The following is a 13,414-nucleotide window of genomic DNA, read 5'->3' on the forward strand; positions in this document are numbered from 1 at the left end:
GAAACAGGCATCGCCGATGACGGCGTCCAAGACGATTGAATCGGACAAGGCGACAGCACTCGCCTTGACGCCGGTTTCACGTGAAACGGAGCATCGCCTCGATCGCTACGTCGCACTGCTGCTGGAGTGGCAGGCGAAGACCAATCTGGTCGCGCCGTCGACCTTGCCGCATCTCTGGACGCGCCACATCGCCGACTCGCTTCAGCTCCTGGACCTCGCGCCCGACGCCCGGATCTGGATTGATCTCGGCAGCGGCGGCGGCTTCCCGGGCGTCGTCCTCGCCTGCGCCCTGGCCGAGCGGGATGGTGCCCAGGTCCATCTGGTCGAGCGCAACGCCAAGAAGGCCGCCTTCCTGCGCGAGGCAATTCGCGTCACCGGCGCTCCGGGGATCGTGCATTTGTCAGAGATCGGGGATATCGTGGAGAAGTGGGGCGGGCGAGTCGATTGCGTGACCGCACGCGCGCTTGCTCCGCTACATCAGCTCATCGGCTTTGCGGAGCCCTTGGTGAAAAAAGGCGCGAAAGCGCTGTTTCTCAAGGGTCAAGATGTAGAAGCGGAATTGACCGAATCTACTAAGTATTGGAAAATTGAGTCGAAACTTCACTCCAGCCGGACGGGCGGGCAGGGCTGGATCGTCGCAATCGATTGCATCGAGCGACAGAGCTGAATTCCGTCAAGACGACAACCAATGGCGATCGCGCATGGCCGTAATTGATCAGATTTATCAAGAAGATAGAGCCCCGCACCCGGAGGGGCATCCGCGCATCCTGGCGCTCGCCAATCAGAAGGGCGGGGTCGGCAAGACCACAACCGCGATCAACCTCGGTACGGCGCTGGCCGCGATCGGCGAGCGGGTGCTGATCGTCGATCTCGATCCGCAGGGCAACGCCTCGACCGGCCTCGGCATCGACCGTGGCAGCCGCAACTGCTCGACCTATGACGTGCTGATCGGCGAGGCCTCGCTGCGCGACGCCGTCGTTGCGACGGCCGTGCCGCGGCTGCACATCGCCTCCTCGACGATGGACCTGTCGGGGCTCGAGCTCGAGCTCGGCTCCACCGCCAACCGCGCCTTCCGTCTGCGCGATGCGATCGCCGGCCTCAACAACAACGTCTCGCCGGAGAACGACTACACCTACGTGCTGGTCGATTGTCCGCCGTCGCTGAACCTGCTGACGGTCAATGCGATGGCCGCGTCCGACGCGATCCTGGTGCCGCTGCAGTGCGAGTTCTTCGCGCTCGAAGGTCTGTCGCAGCTGTTGCAGACCGTGGAGCAGGTGCGCTCGACCTTGAACCCGAACCTCTCGATCCACGGCATCGTGCTGACGATGTTCGACTCGCGCAACAACCTGTCGAACCAGGTGGTCGCCGACGTCCGCCAGTTCATGGGATCGAAGGTCTACAACACGATGATCCCGCGCAACGTGCGCATCTCGGAAGCGCCGTCCTACGGCAAGCCGGTGCTGGTCTACGACTTGAAGTGCGTCGGCAGCGAGGCCTATCTCAAGCTCGCGACCGAAGTCATTCAGCGCGAGCGTGACCTGCGCACGAACTGACTTTGCCTCTGCTCCGGGGGACCTCGTCGCCCGGATCTCATTCGAGGACGGCAGCGGATTCCGAAATGAATCCGCTCCCTCGTTCATTGTGCCGACGGGACCGATCGGCAGCAGACGCAAGCGGAGCGTGACGTGAATCCAAAGGAGAAGGCGATGGCCGACGAGTCGCGATCGCGATTGGGCCGGGGTCTCGCGAGTCTGATCGGTGACGTCGGCCGCGAGGCGGGCGCTCCGCCGGAGCGGCCGCGCAATCAGCGCAAGGTGCCGATCGAATTCCTCAAGCCGAACCCGCGCAACCCGCGTAAGACATTTTCCGACGGCGAGCTCGCCGAGCTCTCGGCCTCGATCAAGCAGCATGGCGTGATCCAGCCGATCGTGGTGCGTCCGGTGAAGGGCCAGCACGACCGCTACGAGATCATCGCCGGCGAGCGGCGCTGGCGCGCCTCGCAGGCCGCCGGTCTGCACGAGGTGCCGATCGTTCCGGTCGATGTCAGCGACAGCGATGCGCTGGAGCTCGCGATCATCGAGAACGTGCAGCGCGAGGATCTCAATCCGATGGAGGAGGCGCAGGGCTATCACGCGCTCGCCAACGAGTTCAAACGCAACCAGGAAGACATCGCCAAGATCGTCGGCAAGAGCCGCAGCCACGTCGCCAACATGATGCGGCTGACCAAGCTGCCGGCCGAGGTGCAGGGCTTCATCGCGACCGGGCAGATCTCGGCCGGCCATGCGCGAGCGCTGATCAACCTGCCAGATCCGATGTCGGCGGCGAAGAAGATCATCGCGGAAGGGCTGAACGTCCGGCAGACCGAGGCGCTCGCGCATGAGGAGGGCGTGCCGGAACGCAAGCCGCAGAAGCCGCGCAGCAGCGGCAGCGCGCCGGCGGAGAAGAAGGACGCCGACACCATCGCGCTGGAGAAGCGCGTCGGCGATGCACTCGGCCTTTCGGTGTCGATCAGCCACCGCGACCCCGGCGGCACGGTGCAGATCACCTACCGCAGCCTCGAGCAGCTCGACGAGGTGATGCGCCGGCTGGAGCAGGGCTAGGTTGTTAGGTCGTGGCGCTCATTGCGCCGCCGCGGCTGTGCCTCGGGCCTCCATGAGTTCGTTGCTCCGCTCTCACCTACGTCACGGCCGGGCTTGACCCGGCCATCCATTTTTTTGGACGAAGCGGATGGATGCCCGGGTCAAGCCCGGGCATGACGAGCTAATAATTTGGAAGAGCTACGGCTGTGTTTTTCGTCGCGATTGCCAAAGCGAGCACACGACTCTCTCCTCCGTCATTCCGGGGCGTGCGCAGCACGAACCCGGAATCCATCTCTCAGCAGATCCTGTAGCCCGATGGATTCCGGGCTCGCCCTTCGGGCGCCCCGGAATGACGGCTGAGGTTGGAGAGCGATCTCGGGTCCACTCGGGCTGAAGTTCTCGACGCCGTATTCAGGGAGCCGGCGCACTGACCATCACCCCTTCCGCCGTGCCGCGACCGCGATCGACAGCAGCGTCCGCTGCGCGATCGCTGCCGCCAATCCCGGCTGCTTGCGCATGTCGAGCGCGGCTGTCGCCAGTTGGTCGATGATCGGCAGCAGGCGGGCAGGGGAGAAATTGCGCAGCGCCGTCTCGGCGCTCGGCTTGCGCGAGAAGTGCAGCCGGGGGAAGCCGCCTTCGAGGATGGACGAGACTGGCGTGCCGGAAGCGACGGCGAGCGCCGATTTATGCAGCCATGCGGCATGTCGCTGCGCGGCGGAGATGATGACGCCGGGATAGGTGCCCGCGATCATCGCCTTGCCGAACTCGGTCTCGACCATTTCCGGCTTGCCGCCGAAGGCGCCGTCAACGATCGGATCGAGCTTCATCTCCGAGGCGTCGGCGACCACGGCCATCACATGGTCGAGCGTCACCTCGCCTTCGCCGTGGGCGAACAGGGTCAGCTTGCGCAGCTCGTTGCGGGAGGCCTGGCGGTCGCCGCCGAGCAGCGCCATCAGATAGGCGCGGGCCTCCGGAGAGATGCGCAGCGAGGCCAAGCGCAATTCGTCGTCGATCAGCTTGGCGAGATCGCGCTCGGTGTCCGGGTAGCAGCCGATCGCCACCGCCGTTCTGGCCTTCTCGCAAATCTTGCGCAGTGGCGAATCGGGGCGGATGTCGCCGGCCTCGATCACGATGCGGCAGTCCCGCACGTTCATCTCGCTGAGCGTCTCGACGCCGCTGGCGAAATTGCGCGAGCCAGCGCGCACCCGGATGGCCCGGCGGCCGCCAAACAGCGGCACGGTCATGGCTTCGTCGACGAGGCGCGATGGCTCCGCGGAGAGCTCGTCACCGTCGAGCCTGACCACGGAGAAGGGATCATCGGGGTTGTCGACGGCCGAAGCGATGAGGGCCTCGGCACGCTCGCGAACCAGGCCGGTATCCGGACCGTACAACAGGATCAGCGGACGAGTGGCGTCCGGTTTGGCCAGGAAGGCATCGATGTCTCGTCCGCGCAGCGCGACCACGGCGATGTCAGCCGTGCGTCAGGTGCCCGCGGTGAAATAGGCCGCGAGCCGCGTTTTGATCTTCTCGGCGACCTCCTCGGAGGCGCGATCCTCGGCGTCACGGAAGGCCCGCTGCCGGGCGAAGCGCTGGTACGAGCCGGGGATGTCATAGGAGGTGCGCGCGAAGGTCGTTCCGGTCATGACCGATTTGTTGGTCGCCAACTCGACCAGATTGTACTGCACGTCGAGGCCGACATTCTCGGTGGTCGGCAGGCCGGTGGTCTGTGAGACGATCAGCGAGGACCGGCTGGTCTGCAATCGCAGCACCAGCTTGTGGGTCGGCGCCGTGCCGGTTGCGGTGCCGTACAGCTTGAAGGCGAGCGCGTTGCGGATGCCGACGCCGATGCGCGCCTCGGGCGAGGCGTTCGGCTTGTCGACCGGCGGCAGCTCGATGCCCATCAGCTTTTCGCGCAGGCCGGGCGTGCCGTCGGTATGCTCTGCATACATCGGCTGGAAGCAGCCTGCCGTCAGCGCGGCCAAAGCGGCCACGGCAACAAGCCGAGCAGCGATCCGAAACCTAGCCGACGACATTCACGATCCTCTTGGGAACAATGATCACCTTGCGGACGGGTTTGCCATCCAGCGCCAGTTTTACTGCATCGAGGGCCAAAACGGCAGCCTCAATTTCCGGATTCTGCGCGTTGCTGGCGACTGTGACTTCTCCGCGCTTCTTGCCGTTGACCTGGACGACCAGGGTCATGCTGTCCTCAACCAGCAAATCTCGTTCGATTTGCGGCCAGGAGGCCTCCGAGATCAGCCCGGTCTGGCCCAGCACCTGCCAGCATTCTTCGGCCAGATGCGGCATCATCGGCGAGAACAGCTGCACCAGGATCCCGGCGGCCTCACGAATCGCCCAGGCCAGGTCGGCCGCCGGCTTGGCCGGCCGCGCCAGGACGTCGGCCAGCGCATTGGCGAACTCGCGGATATGCGCCAGGCAGACGTTGAAGTGCAGCCGCTCGATGCCGCCGGTCACCTTGTCCAGGGCGCCGTGGGCAGCCTTGCGCAGCGCCAGCGCGTCGGGGCCGAACGCGGCCGGGCGGGAGGAGGGGGCCTCGGCCGCTGCCGCGACCGATTCGTTGACCAGCCGCCACAGCCGCTGGACGAAGCGCGCCGCGCCCTGCACCCGCTCGTCGCTCCAGATCACGTCGCGGTCCGGCGGCGAGTCCGACAGCATGAACCAGCGCGCGACGTCGGCGCCGTAGCTCTCGATGATGTCGTCGGGGTCGACGGTGTTCTTCTTCGACTTCGACATCTTCTCGATCGGGCCGATCGTGATGTCCTCGCCGGTGGCGGCCAGCACGGCGCGGCGGCCGTTGCCGCCGATCTCGATCTTGACCTCCGCCGGGTTGACGTAGGTGCCGTCGGCCTTCTGATAGGTCTCGTGGACCACCATGCCCTGTGTGAACATGCCGGCGAACGGCTCGTCCATCGCGACGTGGCCGGTAGCCTTCATCGCGCGGGTGAAGAACCGGCTGTAGAGCAGATGCAGGATCGCGTGCTCGACGCCGCCGATATACTGGTCGACCGGCATCATCCGGTTGGCCACGGCCGGCGTCGTCGGCGCGGCCTCGTTCCATGGATCGGTGAAGCGCGCGAAGTACCAGGACGAATCCACGAAGGTGTCCATGGTGTCGGTCTCACGCTGCGCCTTGCCCCCGCATGCGGGGCAGGTGACGTGCTTCCAGGTCGGATGGTGGTCGAGCGCATTGCCCGGCTTGTCGAAGGTGACGTCGTCCGGCAGCACCACGGGCAGGTCCTTGGCCGGCACCGGCACGACATCGCATGTCGGGCAGTGGATCACCGGGATCGGGCAGCCCCAATAGCGCTGGCGCGAGATGCCCCAATCGCGCAGGCGGAAATTGACCTGGCGCTCGCCGACCGCAGCGCCGCCACGCTGCTCGCTCTCGAGCCGCCTGGCGACCTCGTCCTTGGCCTGCGCGATCGTCATGCCGTCGAGGAAGCGCGAATTGATCAGGCGGCCGTCGCCATCGAAGGCGGTGTCGGTGATCACGAACGAGCCCGGGTCCTGTCCTTCGGGGCAGACCACCGGCGTGTTGCCGAGGCCGTATTTGTTGACGAAGTCGAGGTCGCGCTGGTCATGCGCCGGGCAGCCGAAGATGGCGCCGGTGCCGTACTCCATCAGCACGAAGTTCGCGACATAGACCGGCAAGGTCCAGCTCGGATCGAACGGATGCACGGCGCGGATGCCGGTGTCGAAGCCCTGCTTCTCCGCGGTGTCGATCGCCTCCTGCGCGGTGCCGATCCGCTTGATCTCGGCGATGAACGCGGCGAGCTCCGGGTTCTTGGCGGCTGCGGCTTGCGCCAGCGGATGGTCCGCCGAGATCGCCATGAACTTGGCGCCGAACAGCGTGTCCGGCCGCGTCGTGAAGATCTTCAATTCGGTCTCGCCCGCCGGCGTCGTCTTGGGATCCAGCGCGAAGCGGATCAGCAGGCCTTCGGAGCGGCCGATCCAGTTGCGCTGCATCAGCCGCACCTTGTCGGGCCAGCGGTCGAGACCATCGAGCGCGTCCAGCAGCTCCTGCGAGTACTTCGTGATCTTGAACACCCATTGGTTCATCTCACGCTGTTCGACCACCGCACCGGAGCGCCAGCCGCGACCGTCGATGACCTGCTCATTGGCGAGCACGGTCATGTCGACCGGATCCCAGTTCACCTTGCGCTTCTCGCGCTCGACCAGCCCCGCTTGCATGAAGTCGAGGAACATCTTCTGCTGGTGCTTGTAGTAGGATGGATCGCAGGTCGCGAACTCGCGCGCCCAGTCGAGCGACAGGCCGATCGAGCGCAGCTGCTTCTTCATCGCCGCGATATTGTCGTAGGTCCACGCCTTCGGCGCCACCTTGCGCTCGATCGCTGCGTTCTCCGCCGGCAGGCCGAACGCGTCCCAACCCATCGGGTGCAGCACGTTGAAGCCCTTGGCGCGCATGAAGCGCGCCAGCACGTCGCCCAGCGTATAATTACGGACATGGCCGATATGGATGCGTCCCGACGGATAGGGAAACATCTCGAGCACGTAGTATTTCGGACGCGGATCGTCGTTCCTGGTGGCGAAGATCGCCTTTTCGTCCCACTGGCGCTGCCAGCGCGGCTCGGCTTCACGGGCGTTGTAGCGTTCGGATGTCATGGAATCGCTTGTAATTTTCGAGGATTCGCGTCGTTTGAAGACGGCGGACTAGGCCACAAAAGCGGCAGCCCGGTCAATGGGGCGACAGATGATGATACCATTTTGGGCATCCGCTAAGCGACGGTAATCGTGAGTTTTTTTGCAGCCTCTGCCGGCAGTGTCGAAGGTTCGATTGAGGCACGGTTAAGACTTGAATGGGAGACTGAGTGCATACATCCAGGCATCAGCCCGCATCTGGGATCACTCCACATCGTGTCCGGCGCTACGTTCGACGAGCTTGACTTCGAGTACGCGACGACGGTCGCGGAAAAGGCCATGAAATCCATGGCTCAACAGCGCGTGCCACCGACGCCTAACAACTTCCATCTGTGGTTCAAGTACTCACTGGGCTCGGCGTCGGATCTCAAGCGCGCCGTCGACATCCTGGTCAGCAACAAGCGCAAGTTCGACAAGACCACCAACCAGGCGCTGTTCGACACGTACATCGGCCAGCAGGGTACGGAAGCGGCTGTCGTCCACAAAGTCTCGCAGCAGTTGCATGGCGTGATGGACTCCGCCAAGCAGTATCTGACGGCCGCGATCGCCGACAACCGCACGCACATGGCGGCGATCGATGGCGTCGCCGAACGCAGCGAGCAGGGCGTCGATCCGAAGATCCTGATCGAGAACCTGGTCAGTGAGCTCGCCCAGGCGACAGCGCGTGCGGCGAAACTCGAAGCGAGCTTTGCCGAGAAGTCACGCGAGCTCGACACCATCCGAGACTCGCTCAACAAGTCGGAGCAGCGCGCACGCACGGACACGCTGACCGGATTGCCGAACCGGCGCGCGCTCGAAGAGTTCTTCCGCCATGCGCAGGTCGAGGCGATGGAGCGCGACGAACCGCTCAGCGTTCTCCTGATCGACGTCGACCACTTCAAGAAGTTCAACGACAATTACGGCCATGGCGTCGGCGATCAGGTGCTGCGCCTTGTCGCCAAGGCATTGCGCGAGCGCGTCCGCGACAAGGATCTTCCCGCACGCTACGGCGGCGAGGAACTGATCGCGGTGCTGCCGCAGACCGACCTCGAAGGTTGTACTGTCATCGCCGAGCGCATCCGGCGCACCATCGCCGATTGTCAGTTCACGCGGCGCTCGACCGGCGAGGTGTTGCCGCAGATCACGGTGTCGATCGGCGTCGGCCAGTTCCAGTTCGGCGAATCGATGGCTGATCTGATCGACCGTTGCGACCGCTCGCTGTATCTCGCCAAGAAGCTCGGCCGCAACCGCGTGGTCACCGAGCTCGAGCTCGACCAGAAGCTCGCGGTCGGCTGATCGCAGGCCGCAGCCGCAGCCCTATCCTGCGCGTGCCACGCCGCTCCTGACATCCGCGACATCCGCGAAGCCATGCGCGATGACCGTGTTGCGGCCGCGATGCTTGGCCGCATAGAGCGCGGCATCGGCGGCTTCGATCAGGTCGGAGGGCATCAGCGACTCGTTCGGCCGGGTCGAGGCGACACCGACGCTCACGGTGACGCACCGATGCGCCGACGTCGCGTGCGGCAGCTCGAGCTCCAGCACCGTGGCGCGCACCTGCTCGCCGACCGCGAGCGCCTCTCTGGCGCCCATGCCCGGCAACAACAGGCAGAACTCCTCACCGCCATAGCGGCCGGCGAAAGCCGTCATGGCGCCGGCGATCTGCGACAGCGTCTCGCCGAGACGTGACAGGCAGGCGTCACCCTCAGGGTGCCCATAGGTGTCGTTGTAGAGCTTGAAGTGGTCGACGTCGATCATCAGCAGCGACAGCTCGGTGCCGGCCTGCTGCGCGCGGCTCCATTCGACGTCGATGCGGTTCTGGAAGCCGCGGCGGTTGGCGAGGCCCGAGAGCATGTCGATCGACGCCATCACCGTCAGCCGGTCATTGGCGGCGACCAGCTCGCGCTCGCGCTGGCCGAGCTTGGCGGCCATCGCATTGAAGGACTTTGCCAGCGGAACGAACTCCGACGGCAGATGCTTGGTGGTGACGCGCGCCGACCAGTGGCCGTGGCCGAAGCGCTTGGCGGTCGCGGCGAGCATGCTGACGGGCTTCACGATCAGCTTCTCGGCGGCGATCAGCGCGCCGAGCAGCACGATCAGGCAGACGAGGCCAGCCTGCAGATAGGCGTTGCGGATCTCGCGGTCGATGGCGGCGGTGACGCGGGTCTCATCGATGCTGACGATCAGCCGCGATCCGGTGTCGGCGATCCGAGTGAAGGTGATCGCGCGCTTAGAACCATCCGCCGCCGTGAAACTCATCGTCTCGCTCGGCTTCCCCGAACTCAGGGCGGTCTCGGCAACGGCCGACAACAACGGTACGCTGTCGAGCGGCCGGCCGATCAGCTCGTTGCGGTCGGCGGGCGCCGCCAGCACGGTTCCTTCGCTGTCGACCAGCACCGCCGTGATGCCGGGGCGGCCGCCAAGATTGTTCATGATCTTGGACATCCATTCCAGGTTCACGCTCGCCAGCATCACCGCGTCCGGCTCGCCGGTGATCGCGCCGACCGGATAGGCGGCCATGACGATCGGCACGTGCGACGGCTTCGACAGCAGGTAGTCGCTGAACACGAAATCACGTGATTCCTGGGCGCCACGGAAATATGGCCGGTCGCTGAAATCGAGCCCGACATATTGGTTGTTGGTCGAGCACTGGATGCGGCCGTCGCGGCCGGCGATCATCAGGGTGCGGATCCACGGCAGGGTCGCCGGCAGGCTGGCGCGCATCATGTCGCAGCTGCGGCTCACGCCGGTGCTCGACGCCCGGACATAGGCCGTCGACTTCAGCACCGTCTCCACCGACATGATGACCTCGCGCTGCATGTCGGCGCTTTGCCGGGCGAGGCCGGAGAATTCCTCCGATGCGAGTGCGATCTGCCTTGTCCTGGCGCTTTCCAGCGAGCGCGCGCGTTCCAGCATCAGCGGCGCGACCAGGATCAGGGCGAGCAGCGCCAGCCGGGCGCGGATCCCCATCAGCCGGTTCAGCTTCACTCTATTGCGATTGAACCGGATGCTTGGCATTTCTTCCCCCTACCCCCGGCCGTGAAGGGTAAGGAGAAGGGCTCAAGAACCCTTTCTCGAACTCTGTAAAATTGCAGCCAAACCCGTAAATCTACCGACGGACGCCATCGTGCCTGATGAATCGAACGCCTCAACCTCGTCCTCGCCGTCCGCGCTCGCCGCCGTCGAGCAGGAGATTCTGCGCGCCTGCCGCGACGCCAAACGCGATCGCGGCTCGGTCACGCTGATCGCTGTGTCGAAGACCTTCGATGCCGACGCGATCGAGCCGGTGATCGCGGCCGGACAGCGCGTGTTCGGTGAAAATCGCGTTCAGGAAGCCAAAGCCAAGTGGCCGCCGCTGATGGCCGCGCATCCGGGGCTCGCATTGCACCTGATCGGGCCGCTGCAATCCAACAAGGCCAAGGAGGCGGTCGCGCTGTTCGACGCCATCCATTCGGTGGACCGGCCAAGCCTGTGCGTGGCGCTTGCCAAGGAGATATCCGCCCAGGGCCGGCATCCGCAGCTGTTCGTCCAGATCAATACCGGCGAGGAGCCGCAGAAGGCGGGCATCGCGCCCGGCGAGGCCGACGCCTTCATCGCCGCCTGCCGCACGGATTACGGGCTCGCGATTTCAGGGCTGATGTGCATTCCGCCGGTCGACGAAGCACCGGGGCCGCATTTCGCGCTGACCGCCAAGATCGCCGCCCGCAACGGCCTCGCGCATCTGTCGATGGGCATGAGCGCCGATTTCGCCACCGCCATCCAGTTCGGCGCCACGCATGTCCGGGTCGGCTCGGCGATCTTCGGGCATCGCTGAAGGGGGCGCGGTCGCGGCCGCTCCCTACTCGAACCGCACCGATACCTGCCCCAGATCGCCGAAATCGGCCTCCATGTGGTCCCCGCTGCCGATCGGCAGCGGCGGATGACAGGTGCCGGTCGTGACCACCTGCCCTGCCCGCGCGGGCACGCCGAGCGCGCTGAGCTCGTTGACCAGCCAGGCCAGCGCTATCAGCGGATCACCGAGCACGTTGCGGCCGTGGCCGATGAAGGTCTCGCCACGCAGCGCGATGCGCGGCCGCTCCGCGGTCAGGTCGCGGCCGCGCCAGTCGGCGGTGCTGGCCTCGCCCAGCACGAACAGATGCGCGCAGGCATTGTCGGCGATCAGTTGCGCCTCGCCGGCGCTGACGAAGTCGGCGAACCGCGAATCGGGAATTTCGATCGCGGGGTGCAGCGTGTCGACCGCGGCCAGCACCTCCGCGACATCATAAGGTGTCGGTCTGGGCGGCAGATCGCGTCCGAGGCGGAACGCGAATTCCGGCTCGGCGACCCGCATCGCGTTGCCGGCCATCGACGCGGTGCCGCCGACCGGCAGCACCGTTTCGGCCAGGATCCGCCCGGCCATCGGACCGGCGACATTGATATGGCGCTGGCCGGCCTCGCTGGTCGCCGCAATCTTCCAGCCAAATAATGGCTTGGGCGAGTGGCGCTCGAGCTCGGCCTGGATGGCATAGCCTTCGGCGCGATCTCTCGGACGCAGCTCAGTCGGCAGCTCTGCCAGCTTGCTGCCTTCGCTCCAATGCTGGCGCAGGATGCCAGCGGCGCTGGCTGGCTGATCCGGTGCGCGCATGACGTCCTCCCCCAACTCGCTTCTCATTCGATGACGATTCTGGTGCGCGGACCGATTCTTTGCAACAGACGCAGCATCGCCGGCCGGGTCATGGCCACGCAGCCTGCGGTCGGGCCGAAATTCGGCCGCGCCAGATGCAGGAACACGGCGCTGCCGCGGCCCGCGATCCGCGGCCGCGTGTTGTGGTCGATCTCGATGATGAAATCGTACAGATGGTCCTGGCGCGCCAGCCGGTCTCCGGGATGGTCGCCGTGCAGCCGGATCGCCTGGTTGTAGTGCCGGTCGGCCGGGTCCTCGCACCACGCATCCTCCGGGCCAATCGGCCGGATCGGCAGAAAGGTGCGCGGACGCGAATGACGATCGGCCCGCCACCACAGCCGCCGGGGCCGGAAGGTCCCTCGGGGGGTGCCGCCATCTCCCTCGCGCTTGTTGGCCAGGACGCCGCCGCGCCCGAGCGCCACCGGAATGACATGGCCCCAGACATGGAGCCAGCCGCGCTGCCGCGACCCGGCTTTGGTGCGAATCGAGATCCGCGATGCTGGCATGCCAGGCTTCACCTTCGCTAACGACATGAAACAACGTGCCTTTTCATTGCCATGGATTGCCCGGTAATTGCCTTAATGTCGGCAAATGGTCCGCCGCGAGGGTCGAACAGGACAATCATCTCAATCCCTGCTCAATTCTGGAGTAGAGTCCCGGGCGCTTGTGAATCGGTAACAGCCCCCTACTTCAAGACGGAACAGGGCTGATGAGCCTGTTTGCCCACCGTTGACGGCGCCACCCATCCGATCCCGCCGGCGCCACCTAGAGGATTGTACAATGGCCAATGCCCGCAAGATCCTGATCGTGGATGACGACACCGATCTGCGCGATGCCCTGATGGAGCAGCTCTCGCTGCATGACGAGTTCGAAGCCCAGGCCGTCGATACCGGCGCCAAAGGCGCCACCGCCGCAAAGGCCAATTCACCCGACCTGGTTCTGATGGACGTCGGCCTGCCCGACACCGATGGCCGCGAAGTGGTGCGGTCCCTGCGCAAGGGCGGCTTCAAGGCGCCGATCATCATGCTGACCGGGCACGATACCGATTCGGACACGATTCTCGGGCTCGAATCCGGCGCCAACGACTATGTCGCCAAGCCCTTCCGCTTCGCCGTGCTGCTGGCCCGCATCCGGGCCCAGCTTCGCCAGCACGAGGCCAGCGAGGACGCGGTGTTCTCGGTCGGCCCCTACAGCTTCCGGCCGGGCTCGAAGATGCTGACCGGCGCCAACGCCCGCAAGGTCCGCCTGACGGAGAAGGAAACGGCGATCCTGCGCTTCCTGTACCGCGCCGGCCAGCAGCCGGTGTCGCGCGAGACCCTGCTGCAGGAGGTCTGGGGCTACAATTCCGGCGTCACCACCCACACGCTGGAAACGCACATTTACCGTCTGCGGCAGAAGATCGAGAAAGATGCCGCGAATCCGGAGATTCTGGTGACGGAGGCCGGTGGCTACAAGTTGGTACCGTGATAGGTTCGGGGATGGCGGTTTCGCCATTTATGATATTGGTTCCATTCAG

General features: G+C 65.4%; 12 protein-coding genes. 6 read left to right on the plus strand and 6 right to left on the minus strand.

Going from position 1 to position 13,414, the window contains the following annotated elements:
* The first annotated feature begins 16 nt into the window (after positions 1 to 16).
* From rsmG to ACQR0U_RS01025, 3 genes are all read left to right on the plus strand, one after another.
* Positions 17 to 667: a 16S rRNA (guanine(527)-N(7))-methyltransferase RsmG gene (rsmG, locus tag ACQR0U_RS01015; protein ID WP_434842701.1), complete on the plus strand. Its 651-nt coding sequence runs from the start codon at positions 17 to 19 to the stop codon at positions 665 to 667.
* Between the two features lie 34 nt (positions 668 to 701).
* Positions 702 to 1,553 carry a ParA family protein gene (locus ACQR0U_RS01020; protein WP_315716805.1) on the plus strand — a complete coding sequence of 284 codons (852 nt, stop codon included), beginning with the start codon at positions 702 to 704 and terminating at the stop codon, positions 1,551 to 1,553.
* 153 nt (positions 1,554 to 1,706) lie between these two features.
* A complete protein-coding gene (locus tag ACQR0U_RS01025; RefSeq protein WP_315716956.1) occupies positions 1,707 to 2,600 on the plus strand; it encodes a ParB/RepB/Spo0J family partition protein in 894 nt (297 codons plus the stop codon).
* A gap of 413 nt (positions 2,601 to 3,013) precedes the next feature.
* Here ACQR0U_RS01025 and holA read toward each other — a convergent pair whose 3' ends face one another.
* Genes holA through leuS form a run of 3 tightly spaced genes read right to left on the minus strand, consistent with a single transcriptional unit; the run spans position 3,014 to position 7,223 of the window.
* A complete protein-coding gene (gene holA / locus ACQR0U_RS01030) occupies positions 3,014 to 4,042 on the minus strand; it encodes a DNA polymerase III subunit delta (protein ID WP_315750509.1) in 1,029 nt (342 codons plus the stop codon).
* Between the two features lie 18 nt (positions 4,043 to 4,060).
* On the minus strand, positions 4,061 to 4,612 hold the full coding sequence (lptE, locus tag ACQR0U_RS01035; RefSeq protein WP_315716807.1) for an LPS assembly lipoprotein LptE: 552 nt from the start codon (positions 4,610 to 4,612) through the stop codon (positions 4,061 to 4,063).
* Entirely contained in the window at positions 4,599 to 7,223 is a 2,625-nt protein-coding gene (leuS, locus tag ACQR0U_RS01040; protein ID WP_316194665.1) for a leucine--tRNA ligase, read from the minus strand. Before leuS ends, lptE begins: the two co-directional genes overlap by 14 nt.
* Before the next feature lie 324 nt (positions 7,224 to 7,547).
* On the opposite strand from leuS, the gene ACQR0U_RS01045 reads away from it, so the two are divergent.
* Complete coding sequence (locus tag ACQR0U_RS01045; protein WP_315825825.1) at positions 7,548 to 8,534, plus strand: GGDEF domain-containing protein; 987 nt, start codon at positions 7,548 to 7,550, stop codon at positions 8,532 to 8,534.
* A 21-nt stretch (positions 8,535 to 8,555) separates the two neighbouring features.
* Here the strand turns inward: ACQR0U_RS01045 and ACQR0U_RS01050 are convergent, their stop codons facing one another.
* Positions 8,556 to 10,253: a sensor domain-containing diguanylate cyclase gene (locus tag ACQR0U_RS01050; RefSeq protein WP_315825690.1), complete on the minus strand. Its 1,698-nt coding sequence runs from the start codon at positions 10,251 to 10,253 to the stop codon at positions 8,556 to 8,558.
* Between the two features lie 109 nt (positions 10,254 to 10,362).
* On the opposite strand from ACQR0U_RS01050, the gene ACQR0U_RS01055 reads away from it, so the two are divergent.
* Positions 10,363 to 11,049, plus strand: a complete 687-nt coding sequence (locus ACQR0U_RS01055) for a YggS family pyridoxal phosphate-dependent enzyme (RefSeq protein ID WP_316203417.1) — start codon at positions 10,363 to 10,365, stop codon at positions 11,047 to 11,049.
* Positions 11,050 to 11,073: 24 nt separating this feature from the next.
* On the opposite strand, the gene ACQR0U_RS01060 is transcribed toward ACQR0U_RS01055, so the two are convergent.
* Complete coding sequence (locus ACQR0U_RS01060) at positions 11,074 to 11,859, minus strand: 2-keto-4-pentenoate hydratase (protein WP_434842469.1); 786 nt, start codon at positions 11,857 to 11,859, stop codon at positions 11,074 to 11,076.
* A gap of 23 nt (positions 11,860 to 11,882) precedes the next feature.
* Positions 11,883 to 12,404, minus strand: coding sequence for a L,D-transpeptidase family protein (locus ACQR0U_RS01065; RefSeq protein ID WP_315825687.1), 522 nt, complete (start codon positions 12,402 to 12,404; stop codon positions 11,883 to 11,885).
* Between the two features lie 274 nt (positions 12,405 to 12,678).
* Between ACQR0U_RS01065 and ACQR0U_RS01070 the strand changes: the two genes are divergently transcribed.
* The gene (locus ACQR0U_RS01070) at positions 12,679 to 13,365 is read left to right on the plus strand and encodes a response regulator transcription factor (protein ID WP_315716813.1); all 687 of its coding nucleotides are present in this window, start codon (positions 12,679 to 12,681) and stop codon (positions 13,363 to 13,365) included.
* Positions 13,366 to 13,414: the final 49 nt, after the last annotated feature.

This window comes from Bradyrhizobium sp. HKCCYLRH3097, from assembly GCF_051167875.1.
Classification (GTDB): Bacteria; Pseudomonadota; Alphaproteobacteria; order Rhizobiales; family Xanthobacteraceae; genus Bradyrhizobium.

Excerpts from the sequence above, each read along its gene's own strand:
- ACQR0U_RS01045 (WP_315825825.1), top strand. The coding sequence starts at position 7,548 with ATGGCTCAACAGCGCGTGCCACCGACGCCTAACAACTTCCATCTGTGG.
- ACQR0U_RS01060 (WP_434842469.1), bottom strand. The coding sequence starts at position 11,859 with ATGCGCGCACCGGATCAGCCAGCCAGCGCCGCTGGCATCCTGCGCCAG.
- ACQR0U_RS01050 (WP_315825690.1), bottom strand. The coding sequence starts at position 10,253 with ATGCCAAGCATCCGGTTCAATCGCAATAGAGTGAAGCTGAACCGGCTG.
- ACQR0U_RS01020 (WP_315716805.1), top strand. The coding sequence starts at position 702 with ATGGCCGTAATTGATCAGATTTATCAAGAAGATAGAGCCCCGCACCCG.
- rsmG (WP_434842701.1), top strand. The coding sequence starts at position 17 with ATGACGGCGTCCAAGACGATTGAATCGGACAAGGCGACAGCACTCGCC.
- lptE (WP_315716807.1), bottom strand. The coding sequence starts at position 4,612 with ATGTCGTCGGCTAGGTTTCGGATCGCTGCTCGGCTTGTTGCCGTGGCC.
- leuS (WP_316194665.1), bottom strand. The coding sequence starts at position 7,223 with ATGACATCCGAACGCTACAACGCCCGTGAAGCCGAGCCGCGCTGGCAG.
- ACQR0U_RS01065 (WP_315825687.1), bottom strand. The coding sequence starts at position 12,404 with ATGCCAGCATCGCGGATCTCGATTCGCACCAAAGCCGGGTCGCGGCAG.
- ACQR0U_RS01070 (WP_315716813.1), top strand. The coding sequence starts at position 12,679 with ATGGCCAATGCCCGCAAGATCCTGATCGTGGATGACGACACCGATCTG.
- ACQR0U_RS01025 (WP_315716956.1), top strand. The coding sequence starts at position 1,707 with ATGGCCGACGAGTCGCGATCGCGATTGGGCCGGGGTCTCGCGAGTCTG.